Origin of the sequence: Pseudomonas luteola NBRC 103146, from assembly GCF_002091675.1 — a bacterium.
Classification (GTDB): domain Bacteria; phylum Pseudomonadota; class Gammaproteobacteria; order Pseudomonadales; family Pseudomonadaceae; genus Chryseomonas; species Chryseomonas luteola.
The window spans coordinates 1-21,640 of sequence record NZ_BDAE01000019.1 but is presented as its reverse complement, the minus strand read 5'-3'; the positions used below and the strand labels follow the sequence as shown (position 1 = coordinate 21,640).

33 protein-coding genes are annotated in these 21,640 nt (G+C 53.0%); 1 reads left to right on the top strand and 32 read right to left on the bottom strand.

The features are described from left to right. Positions 1-137 precede the first annotated feature (137 nt). Entirely contained in the window at positions 138-650 is a 513-nt protein-coding gene (gene ssb / locus PLU01S_RS18340; protein ID WP_019366098.1) for a single-stranded DNA-binding protein, read from the bottom strand. Between the two features lie 25 nt (positions 651-675). After that, positions 676-2,064 (bottom strand): MFS transporter, encoded by a 1,389-nt coding sequence (locus tag PLU01S_RS18335; RefSeq protein WP_074829497.1) that lies wholly within the window; start codon positions 2,062-2,064, stop codon positions 676-678. Between the two features lie 299 nt (positions 2,065-2,363). Between PLU01S_RS18335 and uvrA the strand changes: the two genes are divergently transcribed. Next, positions 2,364-5,198 carry an excinuclease ABC subunit UvrA gene (gene uvrA / locus PLU01S_RS18330; protein ID WP_074829503.1) on the top strand — a complete coding sequence of 945 codons (2,835 nt, stop codon included), beginning with the start codon at positions 2,364-2,366 and terminating at the stop codon, positions 5,196-5,198. 16 nt (positions 5,199-5,214) lie between these two features. On the opposite strand, the gene PLU01S_RS18325 is transcribed toward uvrA, so the two are convergent. From PLU01S_RS18325 to rpsJ, 30 genes are all read right to left on the bottom strand, one after another. Further along, positions 5,215-6,087: an MBL fold metallo-hydrolase gene (locus PLU01S_RS18325; RefSeq protein WP_074829504.1), complete on the bottom strand. Its 873-nt coding sequence runs from the start codon at positions 6,085-6,087 to the stop codon at positions 5,215-5,217. Between the two features lie 128 nt (positions 6,088-6,215). Further along, a complete protein-coding gene (locus tag PLU01S_RS18320; RefSeq protein ID WP_074829506.1) occupies positions 6,216-7,673 on the bottom strand; it encodes a catalase in 1,458 nt (485 codons plus the stop codon). Positions 7,674-7,840: 167 nt separating this feature from the next. Then, positions 7,841-8,233 carry a 50S ribosomal protein L17 gene (rplQ, locus tag PLU01S_RS18315; protein ID WP_074829509.1) on the bottom strand — a complete coding sequence of 131 codons (393 nt, stop codon included), beginning with the start codon at positions 8,231-8,233 and terminating at the stop codon, positions 7,841-7,843. Positions 8,234-8,276: 43 nt separating this feature from the next. Further along, positions 8,277-9,278 carry a DNA-directed RNA polymerase subunit alpha gene (locus PLU01S_RS18310; RefSeq protein WP_010796771.1) on the bottom strand — a complete coding sequence of 334 codons (1,002 nt, stop codon included), beginning with the start codon at positions 9,276-9,278 and terminating at the stop codon, positions 8,277-8,279. A gap of 22 nt (positions 9,279-9,300) precedes the next feature. Continuing rightward, positions 9,301-9,921, bottom strand: coding sequence for a 30S ribosomal protein S4 (rpsD, locus tag PLU01S_RS18305; RefSeq protein WP_010796770.1), 621 nt, complete (start codon positions 9,919-9,921; stop codon positions 9,301-9,303). A 16-nt stretch (positions 9,922-9,937) separates the two neighbouring features. Next, positions 9,938-10,327 carry a 30S ribosomal protein S11 gene (gene rpsK, locus PLU01S_RS18300; protein ID WP_003093689.1) on the bottom strand — a complete coding sequence of 130 codons (390 nt, stop codon included), beginning with the start codon at positions 10,325-10,327 and terminating at the stop codon, positions 9,938-9,940. Between the two features lie 30 nt (positions 10,328-10,357). After that, complete coding sequence (rpsM, locus tag PLU01S_RS18295; RefSeq protein ID WP_010796769.1) at positions 10,358-10,714, bottom strand: 30S ribosomal protein S13; 357 nt, start codon at positions 10,712-10,714, stop codon at positions 10,358-10,360. Between the two features lie 132 nt (positions 10,715-10,846). Continuing rightward, positions 10,847-10,963: a 50S ribosomal protein L36 gene (gene rpmJ / locus PLU01S_RS18290; RefSeq protein ID WP_003281814.1), complete on the bottom strand. Its 117-nt coding sequence runs from the start codon at positions 10,961-10,963 to the stop codon at positions 10,847-10,849. A 29-nt stretch (positions 10,964-10,992) separates the two neighbouring features. Continuing rightward, complete coding sequence (gene secY, locus PLU01S_RS18285; protein WP_010796768.1) at positions 10,993-12,321, bottom strand: preprotein translocase subunit SecY; 1,329 nt, start codon at positions 12,319-12,321, stop codon at positions 10,993-10,995. After that, a complete protein-coding gene (rplO, locus tag PLU01S_RS18280) occupies positions 12,322-12,756 on the bottom strand; it encodes a 50S ribosomal protein L15 (RefSeq protein ID WP_010796767.1) in 435 nt (144 codons plus the stop codon). Between the two features lie 3 nt (positions 12,757-12,759). Further along, on the bottom strand, positions 12,760-12,942 hold the full coding sequence (gene rpmD, locus PLU01S_RS18275) for a 50S ribosomal protein L30 (protein WP_010796766.1): 183 nt from the start codon (positions 12,940-12,942) through the stop codon (positions 12,760-12,762). Between the two features lie 2 nt (positions 12,943-12,944). Continuing rightward, a complete protein-coding gene (gene rpsE / locus PLU01S_RS18270) occupies positions 12,945-13,445 on the bottom strand; it encodes a 30S ribosomal protein S5 (protein WP_010796765.1) in 501 nt (166 codons plus the stop codon). 3 nt (positions 13,446-13,448) lie between these two features. Beyond that, a complete protein-coding gene (rplR, locus tag PLU01S_RS18265) occupies positions 13,449-13,799 on the bottom strand; it encodes a 50S ribosomal protein L18 (protein WP_010796764.1) in 351 nt (116 codons plus the stop codon). A gap of 10 nt (positions 13,800-13,809) precedes the next feature. Then, on the bottom strand, positions 13,810-14,343 hold the full coding sequence (gene rplF, locus PLU01S_RS18260) for a 50S ribosomal protein L6 (protein ID WP_010796763.1): 534 nt from the start codon (positions 14,341-14,343) through the stop codon (positions 13,810-13,812). Between the two features lie 11 nt (positions 14,344-14,354). Beyond that, complete coding sequence (rpsH, locus tag PLU01S_RS18255) at positions 14,355-14,747, bottom strand: 30S ribosomal protein S8 (protein WP_010796762.1); 393 nt, start codon at positions 14,745-14,747, stop codon at positions 14,355-14,357. 161 nt (positions 14,748-14,908) lie between these two features. Continuing rightward, the gene (rpsN, locus tag PLU01S_RS18250; RefSeq protein WP_010796761.1) at positions 14,909-15,214 is read right to left on the bottom strand and encodes a 30S ribosomal protein S14; all 306 of its coding nucleotides are present in this window, start codon (positions 15,212-15,214) and stop codon (positions 14,909-14,911) included. Between the two features lie 12 nt (positions 15,215-15,226). Further along, positions 15,227-15,766, bottom strand: coding sequence for a 50S ribosomal protein L5 (gene rplE / locus PLU01S_RS18245; RefSeq protein ID WP_010796760.1), 540 nt, complete (start codon positions 15,764-15,766; stop codon positions 15,227-15,229). Positions 15,767-15,785: 19 nt separating this feature from the next. Next, a complete protein-coding gene (rplX, locus tag PLU01S_RS18240) occupies positions 15,786-16,100 on the bottom strand; it encodes a 50S ribosomal protein L24 (protein WP_010796759.1) in 315 nt (104 codons plus the stop codon). A gap of 12 nt (positions 16,101-16,112) precedes the next feature. After that, positions 16,113-16,481: a 50S ribosomal protein L14 gene (rplN, locus tag PLU01S_RS18235; RefSeq protein WP_007161241.1), complete on the bottom strand. Its 369-nt coding sequence runs from the start codon at positions 16,479-16,481 to the stop codon at positions 16,113-16,115. A 12-nt stretch (positions 16,482-16,493) separates the two neighbouring features. After that, the gene (rpsQ, locus tag PLU01S_RS18230; RefSeq protein ID WP_010796758.1) at positions 16,494-16,760 is read right to left on the bottom strand and encodes a 30S ribosomal protein S17; all 267 of its coding nucleotides are present in this window, start codon (positions 16,758-16,760) and stop codon (positions 16,494-16,496) included. A gap of 2 nt (positions 16,761-16,762) precedes the next feature. After that, positions 16,763-16,954, bottom strand: coding sequence for a 50S ribosomal protein L29 (rpmC, locus tag PLU01S_RS18225; RefSeq protein ID WP_010796757.1), 192 nt, complete (start codon positions 16,952-16,954; stop codon positions 16,763-16,765). After that, on the bottom strand, positions 16,954-17,367 hold the full coding sequence (gene rplP / locus PLU01S_RS18220; protein ID WP_010796756.1) for a 50S ribosomal protein L16: 414 nt from the start codon (positions 17,365-17,367) through the stop codon (positions 16,954-16,956). Before rplP ends, rpmC begins: the two co-directional genes overlap by 1 nt. Positions 17,368-17,379: 12 nt before the next feature. After that, positions 17,380-18,066, bottom strand: coding sequence for a 30S ribosomal protein S3 (gene rpsC, locus PLU01S_RS18215; RefSeq protein ID WP_010796755.1), 687 nt, complete (start codon positions 18,064-18,066; stop codon positions 17,380-17,382). 13 nt (positions 18,067-18,079) lie between these two features. After that, on the bottom strand, positions 18,080-18,412 hold the full coding sequence (rplV, locus tag PLU01S_RS18210) for a 50S ribosomal protein L22 (RefSeq protein ID WP_003103908.1): 333 nt from the start codon (positions 18,410-18,412) through the stop codon (positions 18,080-18,082). 13 nt (positions 18,413-18,425) lie between these two features. After that, complete coding sequence (rpsS, locus tag PLU01S_RS18205) at positions 18,426-18,701, bottom strand: 30S ribosomal protein S19 (protein ID WP_010796754.1); 276 nt, start codon at positions 18,699-18,701, stop codon at positions 18,426-18,428. Positions 18,702-18,719: 18 nt separating this feature from the next. Continuing rightward, a complete protein-coding gene (rplB, locus tag PLU01S_RS18200; protein WP_010796753.1) occupies positions 18,720-19,541 on the bottom strand; it encodes a 50S ribosomal protein L2 in 822 nt (273 codons plus the stop codon). 13 nt (positions 19,542-19,554) lie between these two features. After that, positions 19,555-19,854, bottom strand: a complete 300-nt coding sequence (gene rplW / locus PLU01S_RS18195; RefSeq protein ID WP_010796752.1) for a 50S ribosomal protein L23 — start codon at positions 19,852-19,854, stop codon at positions 19,555-19,557. Further along, the gene (rplD, locus tag PLU01S_RS18190) at positions 19,851-20,453 is read right to left on the bottom strand and encodes a 50S ribosomal protein L4 (RefSeq protein ID WP_010796751.1); all 603 of its coding nucleotides are present in this window, start codon (positions 20,451-20,453) and stop codon (positions 19,851-19,853) included. Before rplD ends, rplW begins: the two co-directional genes overlap by 4 nt. Positions 20,454-20,467: 14 nt before the next feature. Continuing rightward, positions 20,468-21,103 carry a 50S ribosomal protein L3 gene (rplC, locus tag PLU01S_RS18185; RefSeq protein ID WP_010796750.1) on the bottom strand — a complete coding sequence of 212 codons (636 nt, stop codon included), beginning with the start codon at positions 21,101-21,103 and terminating at the stop codon, positions 20,468-20,470. Between the two features lie 83 nt (positions 21,104-21,186). After that, entirely contained in the window at positions 21,187-21,498 is a 312-nt protein-coding gene (gene rpsJ / locus PLU01S_RS18180; protein ID WP_003243886.1) for a 30S ribosomal protein S10, read from the bottom strand. Positions 21,499-21,640: the final 142 nt, after the last annotated feature.

The following is a 21,640-nucleotide window of genomic DNA, read 5'->3' as shown; positions in this document are numbered from 1 at the left end:
ATCCACCAATACAAGGACAAGCAGCCTCAAAGATCGGCTCGAACAGGAATAACTGAAGCACACGTCTTGAGCGGTAAAAATAAAAAAGCCCAACTCTTTCAAGTCGGGCTTTTCGTTCAGAACCAGCTCAATACGTATCAGAACGGGATATCGTCATCAAAGCTGTCGTAGTCTGGTGCCGGCTGCTGCGGCGCAGGTGCCGGACGGTTTTCACGCTGAGGCGCCGCAGCTTGCTGGGGACGAGGTGCCCGAGGCGCCTGTTGAGTCTGATTGTATTCATCGCCACCACCAGCAGACGCGCCACCACGGCCGCCCAGGAGCTGCATGGTACCGTTGATATCTACCACGATCTCGGTGGTATAGCGGTCCTGTCCGTCCTGGCCCTGCCACTTACGGGTGCGCAAGCTACCTTCCACATAGACCTGTGAGCCTTTACGCAGGTATTCCCCGGCAATTTCAGCCAACTTGCCAAAGAAAACCACGCGGTGCCACTCGGTACGCTCTTGCTGCTGGCCGGTCTGCTTGTCTTTCCAGCTATCACTGGTTGCCAGCGTGACATTGGTCACTGCATTGCCATTGGGCATATAACGAGTTTCCGGGTCGCCGCCGACGTTCCCGACCAGGATTACTTTATTAACACCACGAGCCATTTACTTCTCCTGAAATCTTCATCAATCAATGAGCTGCCGGCGCGGGATTTACCAACCGCTCCAAGGCCTCACGATTGACCTGTTTGGTATCTATTTTAACGTAGACCGCAGCTTCTTCCGCTACGACTACCGCGTCGGTAACGCCGGGCAAAGCCATTAGCCTATCAGTCAATGCCGCATCTTGGGCAACGGATGGCGCCAACGGCATGCGCAGACTGGTGACATAAGGGGGTTCGCGCATCGTAACAGCTATTAGCAGCCAAACGACACAAAGCGCCGCACACCCTAGAAAAACGGTATTCAACCCTCCATGCTGGAACAGCCAGCCACCTAAAATGCCACCGGCCGCCGAACCTAGAAACTGACTGGTGGAATAGATGCCCATTGCCGTCCCCTTTCCTCCAGCAGGGGCCACCTTGCTTACTAGCGAGGGCAGTGAAGCCTCCAACAGATTAAAGGCAGCAAAGAACACAACGATGCCAATTACCAGTGCCGTCAGACTTTCATCAAAGGCAAAGAAAAACAGCTCACACAAAGCCAGTACCGCAATAGCGCCCACGAGCACCCGCTTCATCTGCCGCTTCTTTTCGCCATAGATGATAAAGGGCACCATGGCAAAGAACCCTACGACCAAGGCAGTCAGATAAACCCACCAGTGCTGCTCCTTGGGCAACCCGGCATGCTCAGCCAGCGCCAATGGCAGCGCTACAAAGCTGGACATCAGCACGGCATGCAATACGCCAATGCCAAGGTCCAGCCGCAAAAGATCCTTGTTGCGCAACGTTTTGCCCAATGCCTGTTTGGCAACACTGGACTCGCGATGTTGCATGACGCGCGACCCCTTGGGCACGAGGAAAAGAATCAACAGGAGTCCAATCAGCGCCAACGCAGAAGTCGCCCAGAAGAGACCTGACAAACCAAACGAGCGCGTCAGCAGAGGACCGGACACCATTGCAACCGCAAAGGACACGCCAATACTCATTCCAATGGTAGCCATGGCCTTCGTACGATGCTGTTCGCGAGTCAGATCGGACAGCAGTGCCATCACAGCGGCAGAAATAGCTCCGCCCCCTTGAATGACACGACCCAGAATAACACCCCATATGCTGTGCGCATTAGCAGCCACTGCAGCACCTGCAGCAAATACCAGCAGGCCGGCAATGATAACCGGCCGCCGACCAATACGATCAGAAAGCGTACCGAAGGGAATTTGCAGTACAGCCTGGGTCAAACCATAAGCACCGATTGCCAAACCGATGAGGGCTGGCGTCGCATCTGCCAGCTCCTGACCATAGGTGGCCAGCACCGGTAACACCATGAACATACCAAGCATGCGAAAGGCAAACACAAGGGCCAGTCCGACCGCCGCGCGGCGCTCTAAAGCGCTCATGCGGTCGCTGAGCTTATCGTGCATGAATACTCCTCTTGTCGGCACCTCAAAATTCATCGTGCCGGATAACTTTAAAAATAGCGAAAGAATGACCACATATAGGAAAGCGGGACGAAGCCCAAGCATGCCGACTTATACCCCAGACATGCTGTCCCTTGGCTGTACCGTTGCCAATTTGGCAACGCGGCAATTACTGCTGAAGAGCACTCACAATTTTACCAGTCTTGACCTGTCCGGCACAGGCGCGACGTTTCGACGCGCACCCGGCCGACGTCGTACAATTGCGGGTTCTCAGATGCCCGCCAAGCGAGGCCATAACATACGTGGATAAGATCCTTATCCGTGGGGCGCGAACCCACAATCTAAAAAATTTCGACCTTACCCTACCCCGCGATCAGCTCATCGTCATTACAGGCTTGTCCGGCTCGGGCAAATCGTCTCTGGCATTCGATACGCTTTATGCCGAAGGGCAGCGCCGCTACGTCGAATCATTATCGGCTTATGCTCGCCAATTCCTGTCAATGATGGAAAAGCCTGAGGTCGATAGCATAGAAGGCTTATCACCTGCGATTTCCATTGAGCAGAAGTCTACCTCGCATAACCCTCGCTCAACGGTAGGGACTATCACCGAGATCTACGATTACCTGCGCCTGCTTTACGCGCGTGTAGGCACGCCACGGTGTCCCGATCACGACGTGCCTCTGGAAGCACAGACCGTCAGTCAGATGGTCGATCAGGTCGTCAGCATGCCGGAAGGTCGCCGCCTTATGTTGCTGGCTCCTGTCATCCGTGAGCGCAAGGGTGAGCATCAGGCTATCTTCGAAGAGATGCGTGCGCAGGGCTTTGTTCGTGCTCGGGTAGATGGTCGCCTGTACGAATTAGACGACCTGCCCAAGCTAGACAAGCAAAAAAAGCACACCATCGAAATCGTGGTCGATCGCTTTAAAGTACGCGGCGACATCCAGCAGCGCTTGGCAGAATCGTTTGAGACAGCGCTTAAACTGGCCGATGATATTGCTGTAATCGCTCCCTTGGAGGGCGAGGACGGTGGAGAAGTACTCTTTTCAGCTCGCTTCTCCTGCCCGATTTGCGGATTCTCCATCGGCGAGCTTGAGCCCAAGCTATTCTCGTTCAACAACCCGGCCGGTGCCTGCCCTACCTGTGACGGCCTGGGCGTTAGGCAGTTTTTCGATGCACGCCGAGTTGTAAATAGCGAGCTTTCCCTGGCAGAAGGGGCCGTACGCGGGTGGGATCGCCGCAACGTCTATTACTTCCAAATGCTGGGTTCACTTGCAGCCCATTACGGCTTCAGCCTTGAAGAACCCTTTAAGAACCTCAGCGCCAACCATCAGAAAGCGGTGCTCAACGGCTCTGGTCGTGAGGGCGTAGAGTTTCGCTATCTCAACGATCGCGGAGACATCGTCAAGCGCTCTCACCCATTCGAAGGCATTCTGCCGAATCTGGAGCGACGCTATCGTGAAACCGAATCACAAAGCGTACGGGACGAGTTGGCCAAATACCTGAGCACACAGCCGTGTTCGGAGTGTAATGGTACACGTCTGCGCCGTGAGTCACGTCACGTATGGGTCGGGGACAAAACGCTACCTGCCGTGACGCGCTTACCGGTAGGAGATGCAACCAGCTACTTTGCGGACCTGACCCTGGCCGGACATAAAGGCCAGATCGCAGACAAGATTCTCAAGGAAATCCGCGAGCGCTTGCAGTTCCTGGTCAATGTAGGACTGGACTACCTCACCCTGGACCGCAGCGCCGACACACTTTCCGGGGGCGAGGCTCAACGTATTCGCCTCGCCAGCCAGATTGGCGCAGGCCTTGTCGGGGTCATGTACATTCTTGATGAGCCTTCTATTGGCCTGCATCAACGGGACAACGAACGCCTGTTAGGAACACTTACGCACCTGCGTAACCTGGGTAATACTGTCATCGTCGTAGAGCACGATGAGGATGCAATCCGCCTTGCCGATTATGTTGTAGATATTGGCCCAGGGGCAGGCGTACACGGTGGCCAGATCATTGCCCAAGGTACACCGGCAGAAGTCATGGCACACCCAGAGTCCGTAACGGGTATGTATCTTTCAGGACGAAAGAAAATCGTCGTGCCTGCCGAGCGCACCAAGCGTGACAAGAAGAAAGAACTGGTCATTAAAGGTGCCCGCGGCAATAACCTACAGAACGTTGAGCTGCGTATTCCAGTAGGCTTGTTCACATGCATTACAGGTGTTTCAGGCTCAGGCAAGTCAACCCTCATCAATAATACCCTGTTCCCTATTACAGCTACCGCACTCAACGGCGCCACTACGCTGGAAGTAGCACCCTATGATTCGTTCGATGGCCTGCAGCATATCGACAAAGTTGTCGATATCGACCAAAGCCCTATTGGACGCACTCCTCGATCAAACCCGGCGACTTATACGGGCATTTTCACACCCATACGTGAGCTGTTCGCGGGTGTGCCAGAGGCGCGCTCCAGAGGATACGGGCCGGGCCGCTTCTCCTTTAACGTGAAAGGTGGCCGCTGTGAGGCATGTCAGGGTGATGGCGTTATCAAGGTAGAGATGCACTTCTTGCCCGACATTTATGTGTCATGCGATGTCTGTAAAGGCAAGCGCTATAACCGTGAAACACTTGAGGTCAAATACAAGGGTAAGACCATCACAGAGGTGTTGGACATGACCATCGAAGAAGCGCGTGAGTTCTTTGATGCAGTGCCTGCCCTGGCGCGTAAGCTTCAAACCCTGATGGATGTCGGCCTGTCGTATATCCGCCTAGGCCAAAGCGCAACCACGCTCTCTGGTGGAGAAGCACAGCGTGTCAAACTGGCTCGAGAGCTATCCAAGCGTGATACAGGCAAGACACTCTATATCCTTGACGAGCCCACAACCGGTCTTCACTTTGCGGATATCCAGCAATTGCTTGACGTACTTCACCGCCTACGTGACCACGGCAATACCGTCGTAGTGATCGAGCATAACCTGGATGTTATCAAGACGGCAGACTGGCTGGTGGACCTAGGACCTGAAGGCGGCTCGAAGGGCGGTCAGATCATCGCGACAGGTACACCAGAAGACGTAGCCGAGAATCCAGCCTCGCATACCGGACGGTTTCTGCAACCATTGCTGGAGCGTGACCGAGCGTGATGCCCCCTACTAACCTTTATAGGTTAGTAGGCTTTGCATCTACAACTTGGAGCTCTGTCGGCCTACTTTGCTGGCAGCGCTCCAACTCCTTTGCATCATGACTGCAAAAAAGCTCCACCTCACTCTTATGTGTCAACGAAAGCTCACGCAGCCGCTGCTGATTACGCAGACGTAGCTCTCGGTTAACTTCCATCATCGTTTGATAAAAACGCAAACCTGGCGTACAGGAACGCTTCGGCTGCCCGACTTCTTCACGATAAAAGTAAGCATCACCAGCGTGAAGCAACCAACCTGTCGGTGTCTGAATGGCAATCCCCGCATGCCCCCAGGTATGGCCTGCCAATGGAATCATGAGAATTTCTGGAGGCAGACCTTTCAAATCCCGAACTGCAGAAAAGCCATACCATGCCTCGCCTTGAGGCTCATATAGTTCCCAGCGCCTTACCTGGTCCCATTGATGAAAACGGTAGCGTCGCTTGCCTATATAGCCATGAGGCAAACGAGCCATACTTATCTCACGCTCTAGCACATGAACCGTGGCGTCTGGAAAATCCTCCAGACCACCCGCATGGTCGAAGTCCAGATGGGTAAGCACAATATGGCGTACATCGCTGGCCTGGAATCCAAGCAGCCGAATTTGCTCGATAGCGGTATAACGCATCTCAAACTGGATATTGTTGAACCCAATGAAAAATCTGCTAAGACGCTTGTGCGGTGCATGAACATCACGGGCACCAAACCCTGTATCAACCAAGACAAGGCCATCGTTGTCTGTCTCAATCAACAGACAATGACAAACAAGATGTCCTGTCAGGCCTTTGCTAAATCCATCAAAAAGCGCACCGCCCCACGGACACATACAACCGCAGTTAAGATGATGTATACGCATGAGATCAATCCCAGTGTGGTTCTTTTATTGCGACACACCGCGGGCGTCAGGTGTTTCCTCTATCTGTACATTTATTTGCAGACAATAAAAAAGCCCCTCGTAGGAGGGGCCTTCTGAACTGACGATACTTATTCCACTTCGCTTAAGGACACACCCAAACCACTGGCGATCCCCTCACCATAAGCGCGATCCGCCTTAAGGAAATGAGCAATCTGGCGGCATTGAACGTCACGCGTAACAGAACGCATAGCACCAGTGATGTTATCGATCAACAATGCCTTTTGCGCATCGGACATCAGGCGGAACAACGCTCCTGCTTGAGAGTAATAATCCTCGTCCAGGCGATGATCATGACGATCCGCTGCACCACTCAATGCCATTGCAGGCTCACGGTACTGAGGGGCCTCCTTGGGTGCATTGCTAAAGCTGTTTGGCTCATAGTTGGGCGCTGCCCCACCATTACCATCAAAACGCATGGCACCATCACGTTGGTAGTTCTGGTAAGGCGAACGCGGAATATTTACAGGCAGCTGCTGATAGTTGGTTCCGACACGATAACGCTGAGCATCAGCATAAGCGAACACGCGCCCCTGCAACATTCGATCAGGCGACAGACCAACCCCTGGCACTACGTTACTAGGAGCAAAAGCTGCCTGTTCAACCTCTGCAAAATAATTAAGTGGATTACGGTTAAGCTCCAGGTCACCCACCTCAATCAACGGAAACTCTTTTTGCGACCATACCTTGGTGACATCGAACGGATTCTCTGTACGGCTAAACGCTTCAGCTTCGTCCATCACCTGAATGCAAACGCGCCATTTCGGAAAGTCACCCCGCTCGATTGCATCGAACAGATCACGCTGAGCATAATCTGGATCAGTACCGGCCAACCTCGTAGCTTCCGCCGGAGATAGATTCTTGATGCCCTGCTTGCTCTTAAAATGCCACTTCACGAAGCGCCGCTCACCCGCTTCATTGATAACGCTAAACGTGTGGCTCCCAAAGCCATGCATGAAGCGATAGCCGTCAGGAATACCACGATCAGAGAACAGAATGGTTACCTGGTGCAGTGACTCCGGAGAATGCGACCAGAAGTCCCACATCATTTGCGGGCTCTTTAGGTTAGTCTGCGGGTTGCGCTTCTGGGTATGAATGAAATCGGGAAACTTCAGTGGATCACGCAGGAAGAAAACAGGCGTGTTGTTACCAACGATATCCCAGTTGCCCTCTTCCGTGTAAAACTTCAAGGCAAAACCACGAGGATCACGTTCGGTATCTGCCGAGCCACGCTCACCGCCAACAGTAGAAAAGCGCAAGAATACCGGCGTCTGCTTACCTACGCTTTCAAAAAGCCGAGCAGAGGATAGATGGGTAATATTTTGAGTAACGGTAAAAGTACCGTAAGCCCCAGAACCTTTTGCATGTACACGACGCTCAGGAATCACTTCACGGTTGAAGTGAGCCAGCTTTTCAACAAGATGAAAATCATCTAACAGCAACGGGCCACGCTCACCGGCAGAGCGAGAGTTTTGATTGTCGGCAACTGGAATGCCGCTAGCAGTAGTGAGCGTATTGTTCTGGCTCATGAAAAACTTCTCCCTTGGAATTGCGCTTCAGCGCGTCTTGCAGAGAAGTATGTTAAAAGCGGGACGGTAGATCTAATTTATTAGATCTAGCCTTGTGATAGAAAACCCAACTACTTTAAGCATAAAAAAGCCGGACACTAGGCCCGGCTTTTGATAACACTCACTGTTTATTCAGCAGAGTCAGCCTCAACTGTGCCGCCAATAGGACGGTCAACCAGCTCAACATAGGCCATAGGAGCGTTATCACCAGCACGGAAGCCGCACTTGAGAATACGCAGGTAACCACCTGGACGATTTGCATAACGCTTGCCCAGATCGTTAAACAGCTTGCCGACAGCAGCTTTCGAACGAGTACGGTCGAAAGCCAGACGACGGTTGGCAACGCTATCTTCTTTGGCCAGAGTGATCAGCGGCTCGGCAACGCGACGCAGTTCCTTGGCTTTCGGAAGAGTAGTTTTGATCAGTTCATGCTCGAACAGCGACACAGCCATGTTCTGGAACATAGCCTTGCGGTGTGCGCTCGTGCGGTTCAGGTGACGACCACTTTTACGATGACGCATGGTTAAATTCCTTACCAAACTAACGTTCGGTGACTAATAACGATCAGGCTGTAGCCTTATCGTCCTTCTTAAGACTTGCCGGGGGCCAGTTGTCCAGGCGCATGCCAAGCGACAAACCACGTGAAGCTAGGACATCCTTAATCTCGGTAAGCGACTTCTTACCTAGGTTAGGCGTCTTGAGCAGCTCTACTTCGGTACGCTGAATCAGATCACCGATATAGTAGATATTCTCAGCTTTCAAGCAGTTAGCCGAACGGACGGTCAGTTCAAGGTCATCAACCGGACGCAGCAGAATCGGATCAATTTCGTCTTCCTGCTCAACGACAACAGGCTCACTGTCACCTTTGAGATCAACGAAAGCAGCCAATTGCTGTTGCAAGATGGTTGCAGCACGACGGATAGCTTCCTCAGGATCTAGAGTACCATTGGTCTCAAGATCAAGAACCAGCTTATCCAGGTTAGTACGCTGCTCAACACGAGCGTTTTCGACCACATAGGCCACACGGCGAACCGGGCTAAAAGAGGAATCGAGCTGCAGGCGACCAATGGCACGCGTCTCGTCTTCTTCACTCTGGCGAGCATCAGCCGGCTCATAGCCACGGCCACGAGCAATCTTAAGCCGCATGTTCAGCGAACCGTTATCAGCCAGATGAGCAATGACATGATCGCCGTTGACGATTTCAACGTCATGCTCAAGCTGAATATCGGAAGCCAGAACGGGACCTTGACCTTTCTTGGAAAGGGTCAGAGTCACCTCGTCACGACCATGAAGCTTGATAGCCAGACCTTTAAGGTTAAGCAGGATTTCAATAACGTCTTCCTGCACGCCTTCGATTGCGCTGTACTCGTGTAGTACGCCATCAATTTCGGCTTCGACCACCGCGCAGCCAGGCATGGAGGACAACAAGATGCGACGAAGCGCGTTGCCCAAGGTATGACCAAAACCGCGCTCGAGAGGCTCGAGCGTGATTTTGGCGCGGGTTGGACTGACCGCCTGCACATCAATGTGCCGGGGGGTCAGGAACTCATTTACCGAACTCTGCATGGATGCACCTATTTTCTAGCCCTTACTTGGAGTAGAGCTCGACAATCAGGTTTTCGTTGATGTCGGCGGAAAGGTCGCCACGAGCCGGAACGCTCTTGAACGTACCAGACTTCTTCTCGGAGTCGACTTCTACCCACTCAACACGACCGCGCTGGGCGCAAAGCTCGAGAGCTTGGGCGATACGCAGTTGATTCTTTGCCTTCTCGCGTACTGCTACCACATCACCAGGCTTAACTTGGTAGGACGGGATGTTTACAGTCTGACCATTAACAGTAATGGACTTGTGAGAAACCAGCTGGCGAGACTCTGCACGAGTAGCACCGAAACCCATACGGTAAACAACGTTATCCAAACGAGTTTCTAGCAGCTGCAGCAGGTTTTCGCCTGTTGCACCTTTGCGACGAGCAGCTTCTTTGTAATAACCAGCAAACTGACGCTCCAGGACGCCGTAGATACGACGAACTTTTTGCTTCTCACGTAACTGCAGACCATAGTCGGATAGACGACCACGACGCTGACCGTGAGCTCCAGGAGCAGTTTCAATATTGCACTTGGATTCAATCGCGCGCACACCGCTCTTCAGGAAGAGATCGGTGCCTTCACGGCGGGACAGTTTGCACTTGGGACCAATGTAACGAGCCATTTCTTACTGTCTCCTATTACACGCGACGCTTCTTCGGCGGACGGCATCCATTATGCGGGATGGGCGTCACGTCGGTAATGCTGGCGATCTTGTAACCACAGGCGTTCAATGCACGCACTGCAGACTCACGGCCCGGGCCTGGGCCTTTGACGTTTACGTCAAGGTTCTTGAGACCGTACTCAAGAGCTGCCTGTCCGGCACGCTCAGCTGCAACCTGGGCAGCGAACGGAGTGCTCTTACGGGAGCCACGGAAACCGGAACCACCAGAAGTAGCCCAGGACAACGCATTACCTTGACGATCAGTAATGGTTACGATGGTGTTATTGAAAGACGCATGGATGTGGGCGATGCCATCAACCACTGTCTTTTTGACTTTCTTACGAGGACGAGCAGCAGGTTTTGCCATGACTAAATTCCTGTCGATTCGCGGATGCGATTACTTGCGGATCGGCTTACGCGGGCCCTTACGGGTACGCGCGTTGGTCTTGGTACGCTGACCACGAACCGGCAGACCGCGACGATGGCGAAGGCCACGGTAGCAACCCAGGTCCATCAAGCGCTTGATGTTCATGTTGAGTTCGCGACGCAGGTCACCTTCAGTGACGAGCTTAGCGACTTCATTACGCAGCTGATCGATCTGCTCGTCGCTCAGATCCTTGATTTTGGCGGACGGGCTGATGCCTGTGGCCGCACAGATATTCTGAGCAGTAGTGCGACCAATACCATAGATATAGGTCAGCGAGATAACAGTATGCTTGTTATCCGGAATGTTAACGCCTGCAATACGGGCCATTCTAGAAAAACTCCATGTGACAGCAACCCACGCCCTGGAAGCCAAGAAAAGGGCGCGAGATATTAACGCTGTAATAAAAAATGATCAACCCGACAGCACACTAGCTGTCGGGTTATACGCGTGTATTCACACTCAGCCTTGGCGCTGCTTGTGACGCGGCTCCGCGCTGCAGATCACCCGAACGACGCCGTCGCGACGGATGATTTTGCAGTTACGGCACAGCTTCTTGACCGATGCACGAACTTTCATCACCAACTCCTTAACCTTACGGGTACTGATCAGCGGAGCATTCCGCCGCCGTAGCCCTTCAGGTTGGCTTTCTTCATCAGAGACTCATACTGGTGGGATACAAGATGCGATTGGACCTGGGACATAAAGTCCATGACCACCACAACTACGATCAGCAGCGAAGTCCCGCCGAGGTAAAACGGCACGTTGGCTGCAACCACCAGAAACTGGGGCAACAAGCAGACCGCCGTCATATACAGGGCGCCGAACATGGTCAAACGCGTCAACACACCATCTATATAGCGTGCAGACTGCTCACCAGGACGGATTCCTGGAATAAACGCACCAGACTTCTTTAGGTTCTCGGCAACGTCTTTGGGGTTAAACATCAAGGCTGTATAGAAGAAGCAGAAGAATATGATCCCTGCACTAAACAGCAAGATATTAAGCGGCTGTCCTGGAGCAATGGCCTGAGCCACATCCTGAAGCCAACCGAGCCCTTGAGACTGACCGAACCACGAGCCTAGCGAGGCCGGGAATAGCAAAATGCTACTTGCAAAGATAGCAGGTATGACACCCGCCATATTTACTTTCAGTGGCAAATGACTATTTTGCGCTGCAAACACCTTGCGGCCTTGCTGGCGCTTAGCATAATGAACAGCGATACGACGCTGGCCGCGCTCGATGAAGACCACGAACGCAATGATAGCAACAGCAACAAGGCCCACCGCTATCAGAGCGAAGATATTAATATCGCCTTGACGAGCAGACTCGAAGGATTGACCAATCGCTCGCGGTAAGCCAGCAACGATACCCGAGAAGATCAGCATGGAAATTCCATTACCAACACCTCGCTCGGTTATCTGCTCACCCAGCCACATCATAAAAAGTGCGCCTGCAACAAACGTGGTTACAGCAACAAAATAGAAGCTGAACCCTGCTGAAAAGGCTACACCTTGACTCGCCAGTCCTACAGACATACCCGTAGCCTGAACCAGCGCAAGCACGAGCGTACCGTAACGAGTGTACTGACTGATCTTGCGGCGACCAGACTCGCCTTCTTTTTTCAACTGCTCTAGCTGTGGGCTGATAGCAGTGAGAAGCTGCATGATGATCGACGCCGAGATATACGGCATGATCCCAAGTGCAAATATACTCATCCGCTCCAGCGCACCGCCAGAGAACATGTTGAACAGGCTAAGAATGGTCCCCTCGTTCTGCCGAAACAGTGCAGCCAATTGATCAGGATTTATACCTGGAACTGGAATATGCGCACCAATTCGATAAACGATGATTGCCAGAAACAGGAAGCGCAAGCGCGCCCACAGTTCCGACAAACCGCCATTGTTGAGCGCAGAGAGAGAACCTTGCTTAGCCATTTATTCCTCGATCTTACCGCCAGCTGCTTCGATAGCCGCGCGAGCGCCCTTAGTGGCAGGAATGCCCTTCAAGGTAATAGCGTGACCGATTTCGCCAGAGAGAACGACCTTAACGCGCACAACGCTACGATTGATAACATTGGCATCTTTCAGCGCTTGCAAAGTGATCACGCCGCCTTCTACCTTTGCCAGCTCTGAAGTACGAACCTCAGCGCGATCAAGGGCTTTCAGCGATACGAAACCAAACTTCGGCAGACGACGGTGAAGGGGCTGTTGACCACCCTCGAAACCAGGAGCAACCTTACCGCCGGAACGGGAAGTAGCACCCTTGTGGCCACGGCCGCCAGTCTTACCAAGACCGCTACCGATACCACGACCTGGACGCAGCTTTTCACGACGTGCACCAGGAGCGGAACGTAGATCGTTAAGTTTCATAACTTAACCCTCCACACGCAGTAAATAGTAAGCCTTATTAATCATGCCGCGGTTTTCTGGAGTATCCAGAACTTCAACGGTATGACCGATGCGACGCAGGCCGAGACCCTTGACGCAGGCTTTGTGATTAGCCAAACGGCCATTCACGCTTTTGATCAGCGTAACTTTAACAGTTGAAGTAGCCATGATCAGAGAATCTCCTCGACGCTCTTGCCACGCTTGGCCGCGACCGACTCAGGCGACTGCATGTGCTTCAAACCCTCAAACGTTGCATAGACAACGTTTACTGGATTAGTGGAGCCATAGCACTTAGCCAGAACGTTCTGAACGCCAGCCACCTCTAGAACGGCACGCATGGCACCGCCGGCAATGATACCCGTACCTTCAGAAGCAGGCTGCATGAAAACTTTGGATGCGCCATGAGCAGACTTCACTGGGTATTGAAGTGTGTTGCCGTTCAGATCAACCTGAATCATGTTACGGCGCGCAGCTTCCATAGCCTTTTGAATAGCTGCAGGAACTTCGCGCGCCTTACCACGGCCAAAACCAACACGACCCTTACCATCACCCACCACGGTTAGTGCAGTGAAAGCGAAGATACGGCCACCTTTAACGGTTTTAGCAACACGGTTAACTTGAACGAGCTTCTCGATGTAACCTTCGTCGCGCTTTTGATCGTTGTTTGCCATGACTTAGAACTCCAGCCCGCCTTCACGAGCGGCATCGGCCAGCGCCTTAACGCGACCATGATACTTGAAGCCAGAACGATCAAACGCTACTTGAGTAACGCCAGCCGCTTTGGCACGCTCTGCTACCAGCTTGCCGACCTTTTGCGCCGCTTCGATGTTGCTGGTTGCGCCTTCGCGCAGGTCTTTGTCCAGCGTAGACGCACTGGCCAGAACCTTGCTGCCGTCGGCCGCGATGACCTGGGCATAGATGTGCTGAGAGGAACGGTAGACGCACAGGCGTACAGTTTCCAGCTCGCGCATTCTCAGGCGTGCCTTGCGAGCGCGACGCAGTCGAGTTTCTTTCTTTACGCTCATTTGCTATGCCCTACTTTTTCTTGGCTTCTTTACGGCGAACGACTTCATCGGAATAACGTACACCTTTGCCCTTATAGGGCTCTGGCGGACGGAAATCACGAATCTCTGCTGCCACCTGTCCAACGAGCTGCTTATCAATACCCTTAATCAGGATATCAGTCTGGCTCGGGGTCTCAGCAGTAATGCCTTGCGGCAATTCATAGTCGACCGGATGAGAGAAACCCAGGGAAAGCGAAAGAACCTGGCCCTTGGCCTGAGCTTTATAACCAACACCAACCAGCTGAAGCTTGCGCTCAAAGCCTTGGCTCACGCCAATGACCATATTGTTGACCAGCGCACGGGTAGTACCAGCCATGGCACGAGTCTGCTGATCACCATTACGAGCGGCGAAACGAAGCTCACCGGACTCTTGAGAGACTTCAACAGAAGGATGAACCTTAAGCTCAAGAGAGCCTTTGGAACCCTTAATAGAAAGCTGTTGACCAGCCAGGTTAATTTCAACACCGGCAGGAAGCTTAACGGGGTTTTTAGCAACGCGAGACATGCTTCTTCCCCTTAGAAAACAGTGCAGAGCACTTCGCCGCCAACACCAGCAGCACGGGCTGCACGATCAGTCATCACACCCTTGTTGGTGGACACGATCGATACACCCAAACCGCCGCGCACTTTCGGCAACTGGTCAACAGATTTGTACTGGCGAAGGCCAGGACGGCTAGAACGCTTAAGCTCTTCGATTACAGGCTTACCTTCGAAGTACTTCAGCTCGATGGACAGCAGCGGCTTAACTTCCGTGCTGACCTGAAAACCCGCGATGTAACCTTCGTCCTTAAGGACTTTAGCTACCGCCACCTTCAGCTTGGAGGAAGGCATGCTTACGACGGACTTTTCAGCCATCTGGGCATTACGGATACGAGTTAGCATATCTGCTAACGGGTCCTGCATACTCATGGGCTTGTAGCTCCTAAATGCATAAATGAGCCTATAGCTCTGAAACTGCCCAGCCGAAAACATGCCGACTCGGGCGAGCCGGATATTCTAGTAGGCATACAAAAACGAATCAAGCCCCAAAAGGGGCTTGATTCGCATACTTACTGCAAATTGCTATGAAATTACCAGCTGGCTTTAACCAGACCAGGAACATCACCACGCATTGCAGCTTCGCGCAACATAATACGCGACAGACCGAACTTACGGTATACACCGTGCGGACGACCAGTCAAACGGCAGCGATTACGCAGACGACTGGCGCTAGCGTCGCGAGGCTGCTTTTGAAGTGCAACCTGTGCAGCCCAACGATCTTCCGGAGAAGTGTTGGGATTGGCAATAGCTGCCTTTAACTCAGCGCGCTTAGCTGCAAACTTAGCAACCGTTTGCTGACGCTTCAGCTCACGGTTCTTCATGCTTTGCTTAGCCATACGTAGCTCCTATCAGTTACGGAACGGGAAGTTAAATGCACGAAGCAGTGCACGACCTTCCTCATCCGTACGAGCAGTTGTAGTCAGAGTAATATCCATACCGCGGAGCGCATCGATTTTATCGTAATCGATTTCCGGGAAGATGATTTGCTCTTTAACACCCATGCTGTAGTTACCGCGACCATCAAAGGACTTGGCATTCAGACCACGGAAGTCACGAACGCGCGGCAAAGAGATAGCCAGCAGACGATCCAGGAACTCGTACATGCGATCGCTACGCAGAGTTACCTTGACGCCAATCGGCCAACCATCACGGATCTTAAAACCAGCGATCGACTTACGCGCATAAGTTACAACCGGCTTCTGACCAGCAATTTTCTCAAGGTCAGCCAGCGCATTGTCGATAATCTTCTTATCGCCTACCGCCTCACCAACACCCATATTCAGAGTGATTTTAGTGATACGCGGAACTTCCATCACGTTAGCCAGCTGAAGCTGTTCTTTCAGCTTGGGCGCGATGTCCTTCCGATAAACTTCTTTCAATCGTGCCATGGTGATCTACCTAGCAACCTTAAGCCTGAACCGCTTTCTGGTTCGACTTAAAGATACGAATTTTTTTACCGTCCTCTACCTTGAAACCTACGCGGTCAGCCTTGTTAGTTTCAGGGTTGAAGATAGCAACGTTGGAGACATGCAGAGGAGCTTCCTTCTCAACAATGCCACCTTGCGCGCCCAGCATGGGGTTAGGCTTGGTGTGACGCTTGACAAGGTTAACACCACCAACAACCAAACGGTCATCAGCTAGAACCTTGAGCACCTTACCGCGCTTGCCCTTGTCCTTGCCTGCGATGACGATTACTTCATCGTCACGACGAATCTTTTGCATGACGGCTACTCCTTACAGCACTTCGGGGGCAAGGGAGACGATCTTCATGAACTTCTCAGAGCGAAGTTCACGCGTCACCGGCCCAAAGATACGGGTACCGATAGGCTCCTGCTTGTTGTTCAACAGAACAGCCGCGTTACCGTCGAAGCGAATGATGGAGCCGTCAGTACGACGCACACCGTGCTTAGTACGTACCACAACAGCCGTCATCACCTGGCCCTTCTTCACCTTTCCACGAGGAATGGCTTCTTTTACGGTGACCTTGATGATGTCGCCAATACCTGCGTAGCGGCGATGCGAACCACCCAGCACCTTGATGCACATAACACGACGAGCGCCGCTGTTATCGGCCACATCGAGCATGGATTGAGTCTGAATCATGGCTCTTCACCCTTACACTTGTACGGCGCGCTCAACGACATCAACCAGCGTCCACGCCTTGGTCTTTGCCAGAGGGCGGGTTTCACGAATGGTGACCAGGTCACCAGCGCGGCACTGATTGTTTTCGTCGTGGGCGTGCAGCTTAGTGGAACGCTTGACGTATTTACCGTAGATCGGGTGCTTAACGCGACGCTCGATCAATACAGTGATGGTTTTGTCCATTTTATCACTGACCACTCGGCCGGTCAGTGTACGGACGGTCTTTTCAGCTTCAGCCATGATCACTTACCTGCTTGCTGGTTCAGCACAGTCTTGACACGAGCAATGTCGCGCTTCACTTGCGAGAGCATGTGAGACTGCCCCAATTGGCCAGTTGCCTTCTGCATACGCAGATTAAACTGGTCACGCAGCAGGCTAAGGAGCTGCTCGTTCAGCTCCTCGACGGATTTCTCACGTAATTCTTGCGCTTTCATTACATCACCGTCCGCTTAACAAAGGAGGTTTCAACGGGAAGCTTGGCAGCCGCGAGCGCAAAAGCTTCACGAGCCAGAACCTCAGAAACACCCTCGATCTCGTAGAGGACCTTGCCCGGCTGGATCTGGGCTACCCAGTACTCAACACTACCCTTACCTTTACCCATACGCACTTCAAGGGGCTTCTTGGTAACAGGCTTGTCCGGGAACACACGGATCCAGATTTTACCGCCACGCTTAACGTGACGAGTCAAGGCACGACGAGCTGCTTCGATCTGGCGAGCAGTAAGACGGCCACGGCCAACAGCTTTCAGCGCATATTCGCCAAAGCTTACTTTACTACCGCGATGAGCCAAGCCACGGTTGTGACCAGTCATCTGCTTGCGGAATTTTGTACGCTTAGGTTGCAGCATGATGCGTACTCCTTACTTAGCAGCTTTTTTACGCGGAGCAGGAGCTACAGGCTTAAGCTCTTCCTGGCGGCCACCAATGACCTCGCCCTTGAAGATCCAAACCTTCACACCGATCACACCATAAGTGGTGTGCGCTTCCGCAGTTGCGTAGTCAATATCGGCACGCAGTGTGTGCAGCGGCACACGACCTTCGCGATACCACTCGGTACGAGCAATTTCTGCCCCGCCAAGACGACCACTCACCTGAATCTTGATGCCTTTGGCACCTAGACGCATCGCACTCTGCACCGCGCGCTTCATTGCACGACGGAACATAACGCGACGCTCGAGCTGCTGAGCCACGCTTTGCGCAACCAGCGCACCGTCGAGTTCCGGCTTACGGATCTCTTCGATGTTGATGTGCACAGGCACACCCATTTGCTTGGTCAGGTCCTGACGCAGCTTTTCTACATCCTCACCCTTCTTGCCGATAACGATACCGGGACGAGCAGTGTGGATGGTAATGCGTGCAGTTTGCGCCGGACGATGAATATCGATACGGCTTACGGACGCGCTTTTTAGTTTGTCTTGGAGGTACTCACGAACCTTCAGGTCGGAGAGCAGATAATCAGCGTAAGTGCGTTTATCTGCATACCAAACGGAAGTATGCTCCTTGACGATGCCCAGGCGAATGCCATTGGGATGTACTTTCTGACCCATCTGATCGACTCCGTTACTTGTCCGCAACCTTGACCGTGATATGGCAAGACCGCTTCACGATGCGATCAGCACGACCTTTGGCGCGCGGCATGATGCGCTTCAGCGAACGCCCTTCGTTGACGAAAACCGTGGAGACTTTTAGGTCATCCACGTCTGCGCCTTCGTTGTGCTCGGCATTGGCAACAGCCGACTCCAACACTTTTTTCATGATCTCGGCAGCTTTCTTACTGCTGAAAGCCAGGAGGTTGAGCGCCTCGCCCACCTTCTTCCCGCGAATCTGGTCGGCGACCAAGCGGGCTTTCTGGGCGGAGATTCGAGCGCCCGACAGCTTAGCGGCTACTTCCATCTTTCCTTACCCCTTAACGCTTGGCTTTCTTGTCAGCCGCATGACCGCGATAAGTGCGGGTAGCAGCGAACTCGCCGAGTTTATGACCAACCATGTCTTCGTTGACTAGCACCGGGACATGCTGACGGCCGTTGTGTACAGCGATGGTCAGGCCGACCATCTGCGGAAGAATCATCGAACGACGCGACCAAGTCTTAATTGGCTTACGATCGTTCTTCTCTACCGCAACTTCGATCTTCTTCAGTAGGTGAAGATCGATAAAAGGACCTTTCTTAAGAGAACGTGGCACAGTCGTATCCTCAATTCGTTACTTGCGGCGACGGACGATCATCTTGTCAGTGCGCTTGTTCGCACGGGTCTTCGCGCCCTTGGTCGGGAAGCCCCATGGAGACACCGGATGACGGCCACCGGAGGTACGACCCTCACCACCACCATGCGGGTGATCAACAGGGTTCATCGCCACACCGCGGACGGTTGGACGAATACCACGCCAGCGCTTAGCACCTGCTTTACCCAGGGAACGCAGACTGTGCTCGGTATTGGATACTTCACCCAACGTTGCGCGACATTCACTTAGAACCTTGCGCATCTCGCCGGAGCGTAGACGCAGCGTTACATAAGCGCCTTCACGGGCAACTAGCTGGGCGGAAGCACCAGCTGAGCGGGCGATCTGTGCGCCTTTGCCTGGCTTGAGCTCAATACCGTGAACAGTACTACCTACCGGGATATTGCGCAGAGGCAAGCTGTTACCTGCTTTGATTGGAGCACCAGCACCAGAGATCAGCTGATCACCTGCTGTCACACCTTTCGGAGCGATGATGTAACGACGTTCGCCATCAGCATACTTCAGCAGCGCGATGTGAGCAGTACGGTTTGGATCGTACTCAACGCGCTCAACAACAGCCGGGATACCATCCTTATCGCGACGGAAATCAACCAGACGATAGTGCTGCTTATGACCACCACCCTTGTGACGAGTGGTGATACGACCGTTGTTATTACGGCCACCGGACTTACCCTGCTTCTCCAGAAGAGGAGCATACGGGGCGCCCTTGTGCAGATCAGCATTGACAACCTTGACCACGAAACGGCGGCCAGCGGAGGTCGGCTTGCATTTTACGATTGCCATGATGCCCCCTTACTTACTCAGCATTGCTGGAGAAATCGAGGTCTTGGCCCGGCTGGAGAGCAATATATGCCTTCTTCCAATCGTTACGCTTGCCCAGACCACGTGCGGTACGCTTAGTCTTACCCTTTACATTCAGGGTGCTAACACTGCGCACTTTAACGTCGAACAACTGCTCGACCGCCTTCTTGATTTCCAGCTTGGTTGCATCAGTAGCAACCTTAAAAATAAACTGCTTTTGGTTTTCCGCTAGCACAGTTGCCTTCTCGGAGATGTGCGGACCAAGCAGTACCTTGAATACACGTTCCTGGTTCATCCCAGCAGCTCCTCGAATTTCTTCACGGCAGACACTGTGACCAAAACCTTGTCGTAAGCGATCAGGCTAACAGGGTCAGAACCCTGTACATCACGAACGTCAACGAAAGGCAGGTTGCGGGCAGCCAAGTAAAGGTTCTGATCGACGTTATCAGTCACAATCAGGACATCTTTCAGGCCAAGGCCGTCAAGCTTGTTTACCAACCCTTTAGTCTTAGGGGCATCGATAGAAAACTCGTCCACTACGACCAGACGATCCAGACGTACCAGCTCCGCCAGAATAGAGCGCAGCGCAGCGCGATACATCTTCTTGTTGAGCTTCTGCTCATGGTTCTGCGGCTTAGCAGCAAAAGTGGTACCACCGCCACGCCAGATAGGGCTACGAATAGTACCTGCACGGGCACGACCGCTACCCTTTTGACGCCAGGGCTTTTTGCCGCCGCCAGATACTTCGGAGCGAGTCTTTTGAGCGCGAGTACCCTGACGACCGCCAGCCATGTAGGCGACTACTGCCTGATGGACCAGCGTCTCGTTGAATTCGCCACCAAAGGCGCGCTCAGAGACTTCAATAGCCTGCGAGCCATTTACATTTAGTTGCATGTTCCGTTCCCCTCTTAACCGCGAGCCTTGGCTGCAGGACGAACAACCACATCACCGCCAGGCGCGCCAGGAATGGCACCCTTGACCAGAAGCAGGTTGCGCTCAGCATCAACACGGACAATTTCAAGGGACTGCACAGTTACACGCTCAGCACCCAGGTGACCGGACATCTTCTTGCCCTTGAACACTCGACCAGGAGTCTGGCACTGGCCGATAGAGCCAGGTGCGCGGTGAGAAACGGAGTTACCGTGAGTATTATCTTGGCCACGGAAGTTCCAACGCTTAATGGTACCGGCATAGCCTTTACCTTTGGACTGACCAGTCACATCGACCAGCTGTCCAGCTTGGAAAATATCAACCGTGATCTGATCACCAGCGTTGTACTCGCCTTCTTCAAGACGAAACTCCAGAACGCTACGACCAGCAGCAACGCTCGCTTTGGCAAAGTGACCTGCCTGAGCCTTGCTAACACGAGAAGCACGACGCTCACCCACTGTCACTTGAACAGCACGATAGCCATCAGTCTCTTCTACTTTCATCTGTGTTACACGGTTCGGCTCAATCTCGATGACTGTAACCGGAACGGAAACACCTTCCTCGGTGAAAACGCGGGTCATGCCGCACTTACGACCGACTACACCAATAGTCATTGTATAAACCTCTTGAGTGTACGGGGCTTTCACCCGCTATGGCCGCCCATTTCAGAGCGTTACACGACTAAAACCCCAAGGTTTTAGCCGAGGCTGATTTGTACTTCTACACCAGCAGCAAGGTCGAGCTTCATCAGCGCATCAACGGTTTTATCCGTTGGCTGGACGATATCCAGCACACGCTTGTGAGTACGAATCTCGTACTGGTCACGTGCATCCTTGTTGACGTGCGGAGAAATCAGCACTGTGTAACGTTCCTTGCGGGTAGGCAGAGGAATCGGACCACGCACCTGAGCACCAGTACGTTTCGCGGTTTCCACGATTTCCTGGGTGGACTGATCAATCAGGCGATGATCAAAAGCCTTCAACCGAATACGGATTTGTTGGTTTTGCATTTGACCTCAGACTCCAAGCTTTCCCCTCAGGCAGAATATGCCCGATAAAAGGAGGCGCAATTCTATAGAGACGCCAGAGGGGTGTCAATAATAGACAAAGCAGAAAAGGCCCCGAAGGGCCTTCTCTGGACGAACGTCGATA